This window comes from Corynebacterium sp. HMSC074E01 (assembly GCF_001808885.1).
Taxonomy (GTDB): Bacteria; Actinomycetota; Actinomycetes; order Mycobacteriales; family Mycobacteriaceae; genus Corynebacterium.
Genome location: NZ_KV794847.1, coordinates 84,141 through 100,879, shown reverse-complemented (window position 1 = coordinate 100,879; position 16,739 = coordinate 84,141). Strand labels below are relative to the sequence as shown.

General features: G+C 61.2%; 15 protein-coding genes. 4 read left to right on the top strand and 11 right to left on the bottom strand.

Annotated features, from left to right (window positions below; translation table 11 throughout):
• Nucleotides 1–19: 19 nt before the first annotated feature.
• From murF to HMPREF2537_RS06470, 8 genes are all read right to left on the bottom strand, one after another.
• Nucleotides 20–1,555 (bottom strand): UDP-N-acetylmuramoyl-tripeptide--D-alanyl-D-alanine ligase, encoded by a 1,536-nt coding sequence (murF, locus tag HMPREF2537_RS06505; RefSeq protein WP_070526709.1) that lies wholly within the window; start codon nt 1,553–1,555, stop codon nt 20–22.
• Nucleotides 1,552–3,105 (bottom strand): UDP-N-acetylmuramoyl-L-alanyl-D-glutamate--2,6-diaminopimelate ligase, encoded by a 1,554-nt coding sequence (locus HMPREF2537_RS06500; protein ID WP_070526706.1) that lies wholly within the window; start codon nt 3,103–3,105, stop codon nt 1,552–1,554. Before HMPREF2537_RS06500 ends, murF begins: the two co-directional genes overlap by 4 nt.
• Nucleotides 3,106–3,172: 67 nt before the next feature.
• Nucleotides 3,173–5,041, bottom strand: coding sequence for a peptidoglycan D,D-transpeptidase FtsI family protein (locus HMPREF2537_RS06495; protein ID WP_070526703.1), 1,869 nt, complete (start codon nt 5,039–5,041; stop codon nt 3,173–3,175).
• A gap of 327 nt (nt 5,042–5,368) precedes the next feature.
• Nucleotides 5,369–6,205, bottom strand: coding sequence for a cell division protein FtsL (locus HMPREF2537_RS06490; RefSeq protein ID WP_070526700.1), 837 nt, complete (start codon nt 6,203–6,205; stop codon nt 5,369–5,371).
• The gene (gene rsmH / locus HMPREF2537_RS06485; protein ID WP_070526697.1) at nt 6,202–7,245 is read right to left on the bottom strand and encodes a 16S rRNA (cytosine(1402)-N(4))-methyltransferase RsmH; all 1,044 of its coding nucleotides are present in this window, start codon (nt 7,243–7,245) and stop codon (nt 6,202–6,204) included. The genes HMPREF2537_RS06490 and rsmH overlap by 4 nt, the downstream gene beginning before the upstream one ends.
• A gap of 173 nt (nt 7,246–7,418) precedes the next feature.
• Entirely contained in the window at nt 7,419–7,853 is a 435-nt protein-coding gene (mraZ, locus tag HMPREF2537_RS06480; protein WP_010190539.1) for a division/cell wall cluster transcriptional repressor MraZ, read from the bottom strand.
• Nucleotides 7,854–8,537: 684 nt separating this feature from the next.
• Nucleotides 8,538–8,945, bottom strand: coding sequence for a DUF3040 domain-containing protein (locus HMPREF2537_RS06475; protein WP_070526694.1), 408 nt, complete (start codon nt 8,943–8,945; stop codon nt 8,538–8,540).
• Nucleotides 8,946–9,098: 153 nt separating this feature from the next.
• Nucleotides 9,099–9,536, bottom strand: coding sequence for an SAV_6107 family HEPN domain-containing protein (locus HMPREF2537_RS06470; RefSeq protein ID WP_070526691.1), 438 nt, complete (start codon nt 9,534–9,536; stop codon nt 9,099–9,101).
• Between the two features lie 263 nt (nt 9,537–9,799).
• Between HMPREF2537_RS06470 and HMPREF2537_RS06465 the strand changes: the two genes are divergently transcribed.
• Genes HMPREF2537_RS06465 through HMPREF2537_RS06455 form a run of 3 tightly spaced genes read left to right on the top strand, consistent with a single transcriptional unit; the run spans nt 9,800 to nt 13,047 of the window.
• Entirely contained in the window at nt 9,800–10,372 is a 573-nt protein-coding gene (locus HMPREF2537_RS06465) for a GNAT family N-acetyltransferase (protein ID WP_070526687.1), read from the top strand.
• A 43-nt stretch (nt 10,373–10,415) separates the two neighbouring features.
• Complete coding sequence (locus HMPREF2537_RS06460; RefSeq protein ID WP_070526684.1) at nt 10,416–11,507, top strand: polyprenyl synthetase family protein; 1,092 nt, start codon at nt 10,416–10,418, stop codon at nt 11,505–11,507.
• Nucleotide 11,508: 1 nt separating this feature from the next.
• Nucleotides 11,509–13,047 carry an alpha-(1->6)-mannopyranosyltransferase A gene (locus HMPREF2537_RS06455; RefSeq protein WP_070526681.1) on the top strand — a complete coding sequence of 513 codons (1,539 nt, stop codon included), beginning with the start codon at nt 11,509–11,511 and terminating at the stop codon, nt 13,045–13,047.
• Here HMPREF2537_RS06455 and HMPREF2537_RS06450 read toward each other — a convergent pair.
• Nucleotides 13,016–13,414 carry an Rv2175c family DNA-binding protein gene (locus HMPREF2537_RS06450; protein ID WP_070445241.1) on the bottom strand — a complete coding sequence of 133 codons (399 nt, stop codon included), beginning with the start codon at nt 13,412–13,414 and terminating at the stop codon, nt 13,016–13,018. The genes HMPREF2537_RS06455 and HMPREF2537_RS06450 overlap by 32 nt on opposite strands.
• 50 nt (nt 13,415–13,464) lie before the next feature.
• Between HMPREF2537_RS06450 and HMPREF2537_RS06445 the strand changes: the two genes are divergently transcribed.
• A complete protein-coding gene (locus HMPREF2537_RS06445; protein ID WP_070526678.1) occupies nt 13,465–14,715 on the top strand; it encodes a protein kinase domain-containing protein in 1,251 nt (416 codons plus the stop codon).
• A gap of 12 nt (nt 14,716–14,727) precedes the next feature.
• Here the strand turns inward: HMPREF2537_RS06445 and HMPREF2537_RS06440 are convergent, their stop codons facing one another.
• Together HMPREF2537_RS06440 and HMPREF2537_RS06435 are read right to left on the bottom strand one after the other, a co-directional pair.
• Complete coding sequence (locus HMPREF2537_RS06440) at nt 14,728–16,116, bottom strand: class II 3-deoxy-7-phosphoheptulonate synthase (protein WP_070526675.1); 1,389 nt, start codon at nt 16,114–16,116, stop codon at nt 14,728–14,730.
• Nucleotides 16,117–16,189: 73 nt separating this feature from the next.
• Nucleotides 16,190–16,696, bottom strand: a complete 507-nt coding sequence (locus tag HMPREF2537_RS06435; protein ID WP_070526671.1) for a polyadenylate-specific 3'-exoribonuclease AS — start codon at nt 16,694–16,696, stop codon at nt 16,190–16,192.
• Nucleotides 16,697–16,739: the final 43 nt, after the last annotated feature.

The following is a 16,739-nucleotide window of genomic DNA, read 5'->3' as shown; positions in this document are numbered from 1 at the left end:
TTGAAGTCCTTTCTAGCGGCTAGCTGTGGTTCAGCTGTTCCGCGACCAACCAGAGACGTTGGGCATTGGAGGCCTTAATCAAGACCACGTCCTTAACGCTACGGCTAGCCCAATCATCGACCCCTGCCGGGGCCACGCGCAGTATGCCGTCCACCGCCTGTGCGGCGGCCGCAGCATCGGCGCACACCACTGTATTTATACCTTGCTGCGCAGCGGCCTCGGCCATCGCCCGGCAGTTGGGATTCTCCCCTACCGCGATGAGTTGCGCGACGTGGTATTTGGCCAAAAACTCACCGAGCTGGCGGTGCGATTGCTCTGCATCGCTGCCGAGTTCTCCCATCTCCCCCAACACCGCGATGGAACGGGCGTCGGGACGCGCTGCTGCGGTATAAGCCAAAGCGGCGATGGCCGCACGCATCGAATCGGGGTTGGCGTTATAGGAGTCATCGATGACGGTGACGCCATCGCGGCGGGTGCGCACGTCCATGCGGTGCTCGGAGGCGAGGCGGTGACCGGACAGCGCAGCCGCCACCGTGTCTGCCGATACCCCCAGCTCGATGGCTGCGGCGGCCGCGGCCAGTGCATTAGATACCTGGTGGGACCCAAAGACTTGGAGCTTCACAGCAACGGGTTCAGCATCCGGGCTGTGCAGGGTAAAGGAAGGGCGAGCGACGTCATCGAGCACGATATCGGTGGCATAGTACTGCGCCGCCGGTGCGCCTCCGCGGCGGTTCTCCGTGGAGTAGTACACCACCTTGGCCTCCGTGCGGGGAGCCATCGCGGCGACGAAAGGATCATCTGCGTTGAGGACGGCTACGCCGCCCGCTTCCGCTTTCGGCAACGCCTCCACCAGCTCGCCCTTGGCCTGCGCGATATTCTCGCGCGAACCAAACTCACCGAGGTGCGCGGAGCCGACATTCAGGACCACGCCAACGCGCGGCGCGGTGATCTCGGTGAGGTGTCGGATGTGGCCGATACCGCGAGCCGACATCTCCGCCACGAGGTAGCGCGTGTGCTCATCGCAGCGCAGAGCCGTATAGGGAAGGCCGATTTCGTTGTTGAAAGAGCCGGGCGGGGCAACGGTCTCCCCCACCTCACGGAAGATGGTGGCGATGAGGTCCTTGGTGGACGTCTTACCGGCCGAACCAGTGACCCCCACGATGGTGAGAGCCTGCTCTGCCGCGAGGCGCTGTGTAACTGCACGAGCAATCGCGGACAATGCTCCCACGACGGCCGCTGCGGAACCATCTGCATCATTGGCGTAGATGTCTGCGTTGGCACCGTCACCTTCGATGCGCCCGTGCGGCTCGACGACGATGGCAGGAACACCCACCGGGCGCGCCGCCAGCACGGCAACGGCTCCTTTGTCGATCGCGGTGTTGGCATAGTCGTGCCCATCGACGCGTGCTCCGGGCAGGGCGACAAAGAGTCCGCCCGGGGTGACCTTGCGAGAATCGAATTCGACGAAGCCGGTCACCTGGGTGTCTGGTTCGTCGACGCTATCAAGGCGGCCGCCCGTGATCTCAGCGATCTCAGCGAGGCTTAACGCAATCATGCTTGCTCCTTGGATTCTTCGGTACTCAGGTTAGTCGCAGTGGCCATGGCATCAAGGGCACGCGCCATCTCTTCGCGGTCATCGAAGTGATGGACGGTATCGCCAATGAGCTGGCCTACCTCGTGGCCCTTGCCAACGACGATGACGGCATCCCCCGGCTGCGCCCACGCCACGACTTCATCAATGGCCTTGGCGCGGGAGCCTACCTCACGGATATCAGCCGCCGGGTTTGCCTCCTGGGCGCCCGCGAGCACGGCCGCACGGATGGATGCCGGGTCTTCGGTGCGGGGGTTGTCGTCGGTGACGACGACAAGGTCTGCGCCCTTCGCGGCGGCCGCTCCCATGAGCGGACGCTTGGAGGAATCGCGGTCTCCTCCCGCGCCGACGACGATGCCGATGCGGCCTCCGCTGCCTTCCAACTGCGTGCGCAGGGTCTCTAAAACAGCCGCGATTGCAGCCGGCTTGTGCGCGTAATCCACCACAGCCACAAAGTCTTGGCCGCGGTCAACACGCTCCATGCGGCCCGGTACCGCGACCTTTTCTACGCCCTCGAGGAAGACCTGCGGCTCGATTCCAATAGCGGCGGCCATCCCCGTAGCGAGAGCCGCATTGGCGATGTTGAAGGTACCCGGCATAGGCAGGCGGAATTCAAACGTTCCGGCATGCTCACCGGAGGCAAGCGTTAGTTCCACCTGTTGTGCACCGGTGACCTCAGTGCTGAGCTGACGGCCAGTGATATCGGCGTCGCTTCCTTGCGGGGTCGTTGATACCCGGATCACCGAGCGTGCTGCGGCGCGCTGTGCCATACGACGCCCCCATTCGTCATCGACGCAGATGACGGAGCGATCGGCGGCTTGGGGACCGTCGAAAAGCAGGGCCTTGGCCTCAAAGTAGTCTTCCATCGTCGGGTGGAAGTCCAAGTGGTCCTGGCTCAGGTTCGTAAAACCACCCACGCCGAAGCGCGTTCCCTGGACTCGTCCTAAAGATAGCGCGTGAGAGGAGACCTCCATCACCACGTGTGTAACTCCCTCGGACACCATGCGTGCAAAAAGCTCCTGCAAGGTCGGCGCCTCTGGAGTGGTCAAGGAAGTCGGAACCGGCTCCCGGTTAATGCGGGTACCCGTCGTGCCGATGAGGCCAACCGAATAGCCTGCGTGCAAGAGACCCGCCTCGAGGAGGTAGCTCGTCGTGGTTTTACCGGAGGTGCCCGTCACGCCGAGGATGGTGAGCTTTTGCGTGGGGTGGCCATAGATCTCGGCGGACACGTTCCCAAGGATGGCGCGGATATCCTCCACCACAAGAAGCGGCCGCGTCTCCCCTGCGTCGGTGAGGATGCGCTGTCCTTCTGCATCAGTAAGGATGGCTGCGGCCTCTGTATCAGCGGCGAATCGCGCTCCATGCACGCGAGTTCCAGGAAGCGCCGCGAAGAGGCCACCGGACGGCAATGTTGCTGAATTCAGTCCACAGGACCCCACGGTGGTCGAGGCATCCCCGACCACCGTGCCGCCAGAAATCTCTGCTAGGCGCTTCAGGGTGGTGCTGCTGGTCACGGTGATTCCTCTTCTCTGTTTCTCTGTCTCTAGGTTTTCGATATGTGCTTTTCGGTATAAGAGCTGACTACTCGGCGCGCAAGGTCAGTTGCGGTGCTGGCGGGGAGGGCGGGATATTGTCGCGGTCGAGGAGCCAGGATGCGATATCGCTGAAAACAGGGGCTGCGGATTGGCCGCCGGAGCCGTCGTCGTTGACACCGGATTCCGGCTCATCGAGCATGACGGCGACGACGAAGCGGGGGTCGTCGGCAGGCGCAATGCCCGCAAACGTGATCCAGTATTTGGAATTGGAATAAGCCCCAGTGTCCTCATCGACTTTCTGCGCGGTACCGGTCTTTCCGGAGAGCTGATAGCCCTCGATGTTGGCGTTGCCGGCGGTACCGTTGTTCAGGCCCTGCGGATCATCCTGGAAGACCGCTCGGAACATGTCGACGACGGTGCGTGCGGTTTCGGCGCTGACCACGCGGGTGGTCTCGGGCTCCTCCAGCTCTTCCTTCGTCCCGTCCGGCGCGGTAATCGAGTCAATGATGCGCGGCTCGATGCGCTCGCCATCGTTGGCGAGGGCCTGGTAAACAGACGCCAGCTGCAGGGCAGTCCATGACTGGCCCTGGCCGATGGGCAGGTTAGCGAAGGTACCGCCGGACCACTGCGAACGATCGGGGACCAGTCCAGGGGACTCGTTGGGCAACTCGATGCCGGAGGTCTGCCCAAGTCCAAACTTCTTCAGGTAATCGGCGTATTTATCTTGGCCAAGTCGATCCGCCAGCATCAGCGTTCCCACGTTCGATGACTTACCGAAGACGCCGGTCGTGGTGTATGGCTCAACGCCGTGGGGCCAGGCGTCATTAACAGTCACGCCGGCCATGTCGATGGATCCGGGCACCTGCAAAATCTCATCCGGGTCGGTGAGGCCCTCTTCGATGGTCGCGGCAGCAGTAATTATCTTCGCAACCGAGCCGGGCTCGAAGGGGTGCGAGACTGACAGATTGTCGAAGGTCTTGTCCTTTTGGAGCTGCTTTTCGATGTCCTTGTTCGGATCAACCGTCCCAGTATTCGCCATGGCTAAGACCTGGCCGGTAGCGGCATCCAACACGACCGCCTCAGCGCTTTTCGCCTTCGAGTTGGCCTTTGCCTTCTCCAGCTTCTGCTGCACGTAGGTCTGTAGGTCAAGATCTAGCGTCAATGTCACGTTCTTGCCGTCAGTGGTGGGTACCTGATCGCGGAGGCTACCGGGAATCACCTGGCCATTGGCCGAAACGTCCTCGGTGGAACTGCCGTCAATACCCGTGAGGGTGGTATCACCGGAGGCTTCGAAGCCGAACTGGCCTTGGCCGTCCATAGAAACTTTGCCGATGACGTTCTCCGCGATCGAACCATTCGGATACTGGCGGATTTGCTGCTCATCGGCGGCAAGGCCGTGGTATTCCTCGGAAATGGCTACCGCGACATCTGGGTCAACATTGCGAACGAGGACCTCGTACTGAGTGTCGGCGCGGAGCTTGTCCATAATCTGCTCCGGGTCCACGTCGCCAGCATCGATTCCGGCATCCTTCAGCTTGCTCGGGATCCCCTTCGACATTTCGGTGAGCCGCTCGGTCACTTTGTTGTCTAGATAGGAACTCTTCGCTTCGGGGGCTAAGGACTCATACTCGGCCTCGCCGGTTGCTTTCTGCTTTTCCTGCTCACGAAGCTCATCGCGCAGGCGAGTCGGTGAGACGGTTAATGAGCGGGCACGCATGGTGTAGGCCAAGCGCTGGCCATCGCGCGCAAGGATTTCACCGCGCCCGGCGGTGTCGACGTACACACGGGTTCGCTGCGCTGCTGCCTTTGCCGCCAGGTCGGGACCCCACACAATCTGCACCCAGGCGAGGCGCCCCATCCAGGCCAGCATGATGACGAGCAACACCGCCGCAATGACGTGAACACGCTGGCGCATCGTCTTTTGCTGGCTCAGGAAAGGCTTGCCGGTACGTGGGTTCCGGGAGCTGGTCGCGGGAACGACGCGGTCGGCGTCGTAGCGCTGCCGTGGTTGGTGAGAGGCACCGCGTGGCTGAGCGGCACGGGCGGCGGGAGCGCGCCTCGGGCGCCGGCCACCGGAGTGTGGTGGGGTCACACGTCACCTTTCTGTCTGCAGCGAGGGTAGGTAAGTAAACAGCTGAATGTCTTGCCCCACGCTTGGCGCGGGTTAAGACAGTCTCATCCCGAATTGTGCCCTATTATCGCCGCCTGCCCACGCAGGCACGCGCGAAGCGGGAGGGGGATTCTATCCCCGCGCCGCGTAGGGAGCCTGGGCCGGAATATCCGGCAGCTCAACGTTCTCCTCCCCTGGCTGGCCGCCTTCGGGGCTATTCTCCGAATGCGCGTCATTGGAAGCGGCACCTCCACGTTCGCGGTTGCGCTCGCTGAGCGTCGGGCGGGCATTCAGATTGTCGGACATGTAGGCCGTCGCGTTCGGGTCACTGGAAGCCTGCCCCGGGCGGACCGGTTCTCCATTGACATCGATGACCGATTCCATATCCGGTGTTGCCTCGCGCTTGTGCTCGATATTGCCGTCTGCGCCAACCTCTACAACGCCTGGCTGGACAGGGATGCCCATCTTGGCCTCGTGGGCGCGGCGAGCCACATCCGAGGCCGAGCGAACATTCTCCAAGTCTCGGTTCAGGGTTTCCAGCTGGTTATCCAGCGTGGATTCCTGGGCGGTGAGCTCCTGAATCTTGAAGGTCTGGGAGGTGGACAAGCCCGACAGCCACATGGCTGCGGCCACACCCGTAATAAGCAGAGCAATGGCGATGAAGGACAGGCGCGCGAAGAGGCCGTTGACCCGCGTGGGCTGCGCTACACGACGGCCACGATTGCTCACAACCTGCTTCGAGCCAAGGCGGCTTCCCCGCAGGCCGGAGCCAACGCGGCGAGTAGGAACGGTGCCGCGGTGCGGGGTGCGACTCGGCAGCGGGGTGGTACGGCGCCCCCGTTCCAGCAGCGCGGTTCCCTGGCCCGTGGCATCGGCTCCGGTGGTGAAATCGCGGCTTGCGCCCATGGTGTGGGTCCTCTCGTGGTCGCGGTGGTGGGTTGCCTGTGCGGTACGGTCTCTCAGCGTCATGGCCTACCTCCCGGTTCATGAAAAGACGGCGCCCCTTCAAGGCGTTCGAGCGCGCGTACACGGACGGATGCCGCCCGTGGGTTCTCCGCAATCTCTTCCTGGCTCGCCTTTTCCGCACCACGCGTCACCACGGAATAGTGCGCCGCGGTCCCCGGCAGATCCATGGGCAGGCCCGCTGGGGTGGTCGAGGTGCTGAGCTTGGTGAAAGCATGCTTAACAATGCGATCTTCGAGCGACTGGTAGCTCATAAACACCGCACGTCCGCCAATGGACAAGGCATCCGTAATCACGGGGATGACCTGCTCAATAGCCTCCAGTTCACGGTTGACCTCGACGCGCAGCGCCTGAAAGGTTCGCTTCGCCGGGTGTCCACCAGTGCGGCGCGTTGCCGCGGGGATGGTGGCGTATAACAAGTCGACCAAGCGCGCGGAGTTGCTAAAAGGCTCCTTGTCCCTTTCCCGCAGAACTGCGGATGCGATTTTTCCGGCGAAACGCTCATCGCCATAGGTTTTCAAAATGCGGGCGAGGTCTCCGTGACTATAAGTATTGAGAATGTCGGCGGCGGTCATTCCCTGGCGCGGGTCCATGCGCATATCCAGCGGGGCGTCAGTCTTGTACGCAAAACCGCGATCGACCTGATCCAGCTGCATGGAGGAGACTCCGAGATCAAACAGCGCCCCGGCTATGCCGTGCTCCCGCGCGATGGAAAAGATCTCGTCTTCCCCATCCGCAATGGCACTGCCTACCTCATCGAAACGCGCGTTGACGCCCACGAAACGGTCGGCGAAGGGACTGAGACGTCGAGAAGCACTGCTCAACGAGGCGGAATCACGGTCCACGCCAATGATGCGCACGAAGGGGAAAGCGGTGAGAAAGTATTCGCTGTGGCCACCCGCGCCCAAGGTACCGTCGACGATGACGGCGTTCTCCCCCGCTGCCTCGACAGCTGGGGCAAGCAACTGGGCCATGCGCGCACGCATGACGGGGACATGGCCGTGGTTGTCGCTCACGTCGTAGTTGATGGTGCCGTCGTGCTCCACAGTTGCTGTCCCCCTTTCCGTTCAGGCGCTTAATGCTGCGGTCTGATGATCTCGATAAAAAGCGAGTGCGTATAGGGCCCTGTCCGAGGAAGGGTTCTGATGTCGGGGAAGTACACCAGCTCATCCTCCTCGGGCAGAGTCCGTACACGCACTCTTGGTGCGCCGGGGAAGCTTTAGAGCAACCCGGCAAGTACGTCATCGGCGTCTGCCGCCGAGTAAGCGTCTTCAGTTTGCGCCTGGTATTCAGCCCACGCGGCTGCATCCCAGATTTCGAGGAAGTCGACCGACCCCACAACCACGCATTCCTTCGTCAGGTTTGCGTACTCACGGTGGCCTGCAGACAGCGTGATACGCCCGTGCCCATCGGGACGCTGCTCGTCCGCACTCGCTGCCAAGTTACGGATGAACGCACGCGCGTCCGGGTTGGTGCGTGACACAGCCGCTGCCTTCCTAGCTCGTGCCGCGAATTCCTCCCGCGGGTATACCGCAAGCGAATGATCCTGCCCCTTAGTGACCATGAGGCCACCGGCCAGTTCTTCGCGAAACTTCGCTGGAAGCGTAAGCCGCCCTTTGTCATCGAGCTTGGGAGTGTAGGTGCCGAGAAACATCCCCGGGTCCACCTTCCTGTCACTCGAAAACTCCGGATTCCTCTCGCGACAAGAGAACAACTCTCCTCCGCTGCGCCCCACTCTACCCCACTTTCCCCCACCACCCACACCTTTAGCACCCTTCATCCCCGCGTGTCACGACATACATGCAGCTAGATAGGCATTTTTTCGGTGGGAAGTTTTCCCAGCACGCCCTTGACACACCCCCTAAGTACGCACTCAATTCCGCTATTCACACCTGCAACTTCCATCCCTTAAGCACTACCTTTCCCCTATATCCCCGAATTACTGCGACTTTCAATCACCCAGCCCGACAAAAGCACGCAGAATTTCCACCAGCTCAATAGTCCACCCGGGGCAAAGTGGGGGAAAGTGGGGGAAGATGTGAATTCCTTCCGACGCCGCAACAATCAATAGATCTGATGCCTAGGCGCAGAGCCCAACCCTGGAACCTTCAGCCCTACCCGCCATCGACACCTGCTAGGCCGCTGGCCAGCTCAACACCGGACAAGCGCGGCAGGCAAAACAGACGCTCCTCACAACTGCCGACACCCTTGCCAGCTGACCCTCCCCCACCGATTTTTAGAAGTTCAAAGATCACAACAGCCCTCCGCGAATTAACGCGGAGGGCTGTGGGCGAGAGTGCAGCTATCTATACAACGCCCATGAGCGTTTTATTGGCGCCTAGCGTTCCTCAAAGCGACGGCGGAAATTATCTTCCAGACGGTTTCCAACACCGCTGCCGCCATTCTTGGATTGCTTGCCGCGCCCGCGGGCAGGGGCCTGCGCGCCGACTGCAACCAGAGAATCTTCAGACTTTCCACGCAGCATCCAGACACCGGAGCCGAACATAACGAGGAAGCCAAGGACGGAGAGGCTGACAAACCACAGAGATTGCTGAGCCAACGCGATACCGCCCACCATCATGCAGAGGCCAACAACAATCAAGGCCACTCCGCGGAGGGTGATGGCACCCGAGTTTCCGCCGAAAGAAGTTTCACCGGACACAGACGCGCCAAAATCAGGATCATTGGCCAGCAACGACTGTTCAATTTCACGCAGCGCTTGCTGTTCGTGCTCAGAAAGGGCCACAGCGTCCTCCGTAATGGGTTGGGGTTTAGGTAGAAATACTGGGAATGTGGGGTACTACCTCTATAACGTCAAGGATAGCGAGATAGTTCCCACAAAGACAGTCCATAATTTGGCCGCACTACCCCCTCACGGCCCATGACCCCGGCCCCAGCCTTAGGCCGCCATTGCCCCGAAGCCCAGCCCGGACTCAGTCGCATCCACATAACGCGCGGCGAGTGCTAAGTACTGATAAACCGCGTCCGGCTCAGGGACCGGCTCTAGGCCAGAGGCCACACGTGAGCGCACACGGGAGTACTCCCTAAACCCCTCTGCCCACTGGGCATCAGCCGGGCCAATGAGAGCCACCTGCTCCCAGGCGGAAGTAGGCAAGCGCCGGCGTCGCGACACGGTGGACGCCGCCACGCGTGCCCCGGCTGCACGTAGCGAGGCGCGGTAAGCCAATTCCAATGCATCCGCAAGGCGCCCCTCCGCCGCGCTACTCCGCGCATCCGCTAAGAGGTCTAGCGCTTGGTTTACGAAACGGTCCCGCTGCATAGCCTCACGGTTCCGGCTGCGGGCTGCTGCCGCTGTTGCTGAGATTACCTGTGCCATGTCCTCTCCCCCTCGGGCTTCTTCCTCAGTTTGTCGATAAAGACTGTGCTGTTGATGCTGTTGATTTTCTGCTGTTGTTCGTTGTTGCGATTCACCTTAAAACCACCTTCCTACATCCACCCCCAATTTTAGAGCAGGTGTTCGAATTTAACAATAGCCTTAAAGCATTATTCCGAATGTTATCGAACACTCACGCCACGGCGTTTGATGGAAGTTTTCCCGAGTGCTTTCACATACCGTAAGAATCTGTTGTTATTAGACATGTGAGTTACACGCTGCGCCGCTTAAGCCCCCAAGAGTTCGCCATTGCCCTCCCGCACTTGGTGGATATCTACATTGCGGCGATGGACTACAACCCCTCGGTGCGCGAGGGGTCCATCTCGCGGTGGCGCGCAGATCTCATACGCCCAGGGTTTTCCTGCATTGTGGCCACCGATGAATATGGCATCGCCGGCTTTGCCTACGGCTTCCTAGGCACCCCCGATACCTGGTGGGATAAGCAGCTCCGCCGCGCACTCGCCGCCAGCGGCGGCCCCACCCCAGAGCAAGAAGAGATTCTCCACAATTACTTCGAACTGGCAGAGATCCACGTGCTCCCCTCGAAACAAGGCCACGGCCTGGGCCGCGCATTACTAGAAGCCTTGGCCTGGAATCTTCCCGCTCGCTATATTTTGCTTTCCACACCGGAGGTTCCCAATGAAGCCAACTCCGCCTTTGGCCTCTACCGCAAGATGGGCTTTAGCGATTTCCTCCGTGACCTCCATTACCCCGCTGATTCCCGCCCCTTCGCAATCCTGCAATCTACTGTGCCGCTCACACCAACCGACACCGCTTAACCTGGCGCCTTAACCCTGAACCTGCCCAGGTAAAGTGGCAAGCGTGACTACACCGCAGATACCTTCCTTGGACGAAATTCCCGCAGCCGTACGCGAGGAGCTCGCGCTTTTTCTAGACCGCCAGCGTGATGCCATCGCATCCATCGGCGCTCCAGTAACCAACGCGATTTCCTATTTGGAATCCTTCGTACTGGATGGCGGAAAGCGCATCCGCCCCCTCTACGCGTGGGCAGGTTTTATCGGCGCACGCGGGCTCGAAGGGACGGAGTCCCCACAGGCTATGCTCCGCGCAGCCACATCCTTAGAATTCATCCAGGCCTGCGCCCTAATCCACGATGACATCGTGGATGCCTCCGATACCCGGCGCGGTAGCCCTACCGTTCACCGTGGCGTAGCAGCCCGCCATCGCGAACTCGGCTTCCACGGCGATGCTGATTTCTTCGGTCAGTCCCTCGCCATCCTGGTGGGTGACATGGCCCTGGTCTGGGCGGAAGACATGCTCCAGGACTCCGGACTTAGCCCTGAAGCACTCGCACGTGCCCGCGCACCTTGGCGCGCTATGCGCCGCGAAGTAATCGGCGGGCAGATGCTGGATATCTGCCTCGAGGCGGAAGGTTCTGAGGACGCCACGTTGGCTGATTCAGTCAACCGTTTCAAGACCGCCGCCTACACGATCGAGCGCCCCCTGCACTTGGGCGCAGCCATAGCGGGCGCCGCCGAAAAGCTCGTCGCTGCTTTCCGCGGCTACGGCCAAGACATCGGGGTTGCCTTCCAGCTGCGCGATGATTTGTTGGGGGTCTTCGGTGACCCCGCCGTGACTGGCAAGCCCGCCGGTGATGATTTGCGCGAGGGCAAGCGCACAGTCCTCTTGGCCTTGGCACTGCAGCGCGCGGATGCTTCCGATCCCGCCGCGGCTGCGGAGTTGCGTCGCCTCATCGGTCAGACAGAGGATCCCGCAGAGATTGCCCGCATGGCGCAGATTATTGCGGATTCGGGTGCGCCGGATGTCGTCGAGCAGCGCATCAACGATCTCACGCGCTCGGGCCTTGACCACCTCCACAATGCTCAGGTCTCCCCCGAGGTTACGGAGACTCTGGAAGAACTTGCTCACAAGTCCACGGCCCGCCGGATGTAGCATGGCTCGTCCCACAACCACGCGCGTGCCCCTGCGCATTCCCCACCCCCTGCCTTTGGGCATCATCGCCGCTGTCGTGCTGGCACTCGCCTCTTTCTCCGGTGGCGCTACCCGCAACCGCGGTGGCTTCCTTGAAGCGCTCAATATCGGCTTTCTAGCTTATGGCCATGGCCGCAACATCGGCATGGTCCTCTATTGGGTAGGCCTTTTCGGCTTGGTTGCCGCGTGGGTTTTGGCCGGCCGCTACTTCATTGCCCCGCAGGTGAAGAACCCACAACCAGACGGCGCGCTGGCCGATATTCGTCGGATGCTGTTGTGCTGGGTTGCCCCTTTGTTGTGTGCGGCACCGCTGGCTTCTCGCGATGTGTATTCCTATCTCATGCAAGGCGCGATGGTGCGTGATGGCTACGACCCTTATGTTGAAGGAGCGGCGGTGAATCCTGGTCCCTTCCTCTTGGAGGTCTCCCACGACTGGCGCAACACCACCACCCCTTATGGCCCATTGCACCTGTGGATGGGCAATGGTGTAACCCAGCTGGTAGGAGAAAACGTCGCCGCAGGCATCATCGTCTACAAGGCGATATCGGTCCTCGGCTTTGCCGCCATTGCCTGGTCAATTCCGCGCTTGGCGCGCAGCATCGGGGGCGATCCTGCCCTCGCACTCTGGCTGGGCGTAGCGAACCCGGTTATGCTCTTGCACCTCATCGGTGGCATGCACAATGAATCCATCATGGTGGGGCTAGTTTCGCTGGGTCTGCTTGCCGCAGTGCACCACAAGTTCCATGCCAGCCTCCTTCTGGTTGGCGTGGCGGTCTCGCTCAAGGCCACCGCTATTTTCGCTGCACCTTTTATCGTGTGGCTCATGCTGCACCACTGGGCACCGAAGGGGACGAAGCCCATCAAGCGCTTCGGAGTCTTCCTCCTGTCCGGTTTCCTTGCTGTGGTGGAGGTCGCGCTGGCGGTGGCGGCGATTACGTGGGCGTCGGGAAGCTCGTGGGGTTGGTTGTCACAAATCAGTGGCAATTCCAAGGTCATCAACCCTCTAGCCGGCCCTACCCTGCTCGCTGACATCCTCGTGCCGCTCATCCAGGTCTTCTCCCCCGATACCACCTATAACGGTGTGCTCACCGCGCTGCGCTCGGCCGCGATGATCCTCATGCTCCTCGGCCTCGTCCTCGTATGGTGGTGGGGCCGCACGGGCGTGCGCCGGGCTATCGCTGCCACGGCCGCTGCTTACCAGGTGGCATTCGTCTTCAACTCTGTGACGCTCCCCTGGTACTATGCCTCCGTGCTCACGCTCATGGGAACGTTCCGCCCGCCATTGCCCTTGATCAAGCTCACCACCGGTGTGGCCATATTCATCGGCGTCGCCTTTGCCGGCGACGGTAACCACCAGCTGTATAACTGGTTCTGGGATATCGCCATGGTGGTCGTAGCTTGGTCAGCAACGCAGTGGATTTTCGATGGTGTTCCACGAACCACCGCGACCCCGAAACCCGATGAGGGTTCTAAAACGCCGAAGCCTGTGCGCGCCGAATAACCTCGCGCGCTAGGTGTCCGTGCAGCGCGTCAATGGGGCGGCCTGGCAAGGAATCATCTTCGGTAAATAGGTGCGCCAGAATCTCGTTGTCACCCCACCCGTTGTCGGAGAGGACCGTGATCACTCCGGATACATGCTTGGAAATGACGCCTTTGGCGTTGAAGAATGCTTCCGGAACGAGGCGCTCTCCCTCGGCATTGCGCCACACAATGAACTTGCGCGCATTGAGCAGATCGAAGACACGGGTGATCGGTAGATCGAGCCTCTCAGCGACCTCCTTCAGCGTCAGCAGCTTCTCCCCGGCGAGGAGCTGCGGCAGTTCTGGGTGCGGATTCTCGGTGTTTTTCTCAGACTTAGTCACGGACACAACTGTAGCCGGATCACACTTTGGGGCGCCGATCAGCCATACTGGAATCCATGACAAGGCTGAACGTGGGCGACATTCTTGAGGGACGCTACCGCATCGATCAGCCGATCGCTCGCGGCGGCATGTCCACCGTGTATCGCTGCGTGGACATGCGTTTGGGCCGCGCAGTAGCCGCCAAGGTGATGGATGAGCGCTATCACGATGATCCTGTCTTCGTTACCCGCTTCGAGCGCGAAGCCCGCGCGATGGCGCAGCTGAGCCACCCCAATCTCGTCGCCGTGCATGACTTTTCCGCGGATGGATTGCCCATCTATCTCATCATGGAGCTCATCACCGGAGGTACCTTACGCGAACTCCTTGCAGAACGCGGGCCCATGCCGCCGCATGCCGCAGCCGGCGTCATGCACTCCGTGCTGGCCGGGCTCACCGAAGTCCACCACGCCGGCCTAGTGCACCGCGATATCAAGCCGGATAATGTTCTGATCACGGATAGCCATCGCGTCAAGGTCGGCGATTTCGGTCTGGTTCGCTCCACTAAGGCGGAGCACGATAGTTCGGGCCAGATCGTCGGTACCGTCAGCTACCTCTCCCCCGAGCAAGTCACTGGCGCGGACATCACGCCGGCTTCCGACGTGTACTCCGCAGGAATCGTGCTCTTTGAATTGTTGACCGGCACTGTCCCCTTCCGCGGCGATACCCCGCTGGCGCACGCCACCGCGCGCGTGCACGAGGATGTGGTGGCGCCTTCCTCCCGCATCGAGGGGGTGCCCATGCTTTTCGACGCCCTCGTGGCCACCGCCACTGCACGCCAGCCAGCCGAAAGGTTTGCGGATGCCGGCGAATTCCTCGATGCCTTGGATGATGTCTCCCGCGAGCTACAGCTCCCGAAGTTCACTGTCCCCATCCCGCGGAACTCGGCTGCCGCACGTACTGCTGCCGTGCCAACGGATTTTTCGGGCACGGACAATACCCGGGTCTTTGAAGCGACCTCAGCTATCCCTGCGCCCCAGCCCCCAACGCGGGAAACCCGGGTAGAGCCGCGCAACGACGCCTTCCTCCCGCCATCCGCGCCTGTAGAGCCTCCGGCGCCCTCCCCTGCGGTGCCGGAGCCTTCTGCCCCCGTTCCCCCAGCCGGTGCCGAGGAAGAGCCGGAAGAACGGCCTTTGAGCAATCGCAGCGCGATTGCTCTCATTGGCTTCCTCGTCCTCGTCATCCTCGCCACCTTGGCCGTCGCGGTGGCGGCCTGGTGGTTTGGCTCCGGAGAATACGGCACGTGGCCGATTCTCTGGAGGCCGTATTAGCCTGCGCAACTTCTAGTTGCGCAGCATCTCAGCGATCAGGAAGGACAGCTCCAGCGACTGCTGGGTGTTCAGGCGCGGGTCCACGGCGGACTCGTAGCGGCCCGGCAGATCCACGTCCGTGATGTCCTCCGCACCGCCGAGGCACTCGGTGACGTCCTCACCTGTGAACTCCAGGTGGACGCCGCCCGGGTGGGTGCCCAGCTCGCGGTGCACCTCGAAGAAGCCTTGGACCTCGTCGACGATCTTGTCGAAGTGGCGAGTCTTGTAACCGTTCGATGCCGTGAAGGTATTGCCGTGCATCGGATCAGACTGCCACACCACCTTGTGGCCGGAGTCCTCCACTGCCTTGATGATCGGGGGCAGCACAGAGCGCACCTTATCGTGGCCCATACGGGCAATCATGGTGAGGCGGCCCGGCTCGCGGTTCGGGTCAAGCTTCTCCGCGTATTCCACTGCCTGCTCCGGCGTCACGCCAGGGCCAAGCTTGATGCCCACGGGGTTTCCAATGATGGAAGCAAAGGCCACGTGGAAGTCCTCGAGACCACGGGTGCGCTCACCAATCCACAGCTGGTGCGCGGACAGGTCATAAAGCTTGGTTTCGCCGTTAGAGTCCGTACCCAAGCGCAGCATGGAACGCTCGTAGTCCTTCAGCAAGGCCTCGTGGGAGCAGTAAATCTCCGCCGAACGCAGGGTCTCGTCCGAAACCCCACAGGCGTTCATGAAGGCCAGGCCGTTCTCAATCTCATCCGCCAGAGCTTGGTAGCGTGCACCCGCCGGGGAGTTGGCCACGAATTCACGGTTCCACTCATGGAGGCGGTACAGGTCTGCGGTTCCGGAGTGGGTCAGCGCGCGGACCAAGTTCATTGCCGCCGAGGAGTTCGCGTAGGCGCGAATCATGCGGGCGGGATCGTGGCGGCGGGACTCTTCGTTAGCTTCCACGCCGTTGACGATGTCACCGCGGTAGTTGTACAAGCCATTCGCGTCCAGATCAGAGGAGCGTGGCTTCGCGTACTGGCCGGCGATACGCCCCAGCTTCACCACCGGGGTGGACGCGCCGTAGGTCAACACCACGGCCATCTGTAGCAGCGTCTTGATGTTGCCGCGGATGTGCGGCTCAGTGTTGGATTCGAAGGTCTCCGCGCAATCGCCGCCCTGGAGGAGGAAGGCTTTGCCCAAGGCGACGTCGGCAAGCTTGCGCTTGAGATCCTCAACCTCCGGGGCCACGACGATAGGCGGTACGGATTCAAGAATCTTGCGGACGTTATCAGCCTGCAGCTGATCCCAGCTCGGCTGCTGCTTTGCCTCGCGGGAAATGGCGTCTTGGAACTTCTCATTGATCCCCTCCGGTAGCGGCGGCAGATCAGGAAGCACTTCTTTGGGAATATCTACTGTCCAACTCACACCCAGTATTTAACCATCTTGGGCCTGTCACGCGTTAGTTAATGGTCTTTTCGGCTGCGGTATTAATTCACGTTTAATGTACGCGGTTGCCCCTAGTCAGCGGCAAATGCTGCTCGCAGACTCGAAACTTAGCCAGATTATGGCGGGCGTCGACCAACGCATCGTGGTTGCTATTGGGCACTGGAGGCAGCTTAGGGCGGCCGGCAAACTCCCAATACTGCTTCAGTTCCCGGGTATATCGCGGCATCCCCTTGGGCAGCCTAGCCATGTCTCCCCAGAGTTGCGCGAGAACCACGTGGTCATAGGCTCCTACCCAAGCCCACAGCTCGATAGGCGTGGAATGCCGGCCCAAGAATTTCAAGAGCTCTTCGCGGATGGTCTCGCGCGATTTCCAAACTGGGTCTGCGGGGCTTGGCAATTTATCCAAGACGTTCTCCCGCACCCACGCATTGGCCTTCGCGGGATCGAAGTCTGTGGACACCGCGTAGTACTCGCTTCCGTCTTCCCCGACAATACCGATGGAGACCAGCTCAATGGTCGATCCGTCCTCAATGAATTCGGTGTCGTAGAAGTAGCGCACGTCCTGTAATCCTAGTCTCTTGCCCACATACGTCTCTCCACTG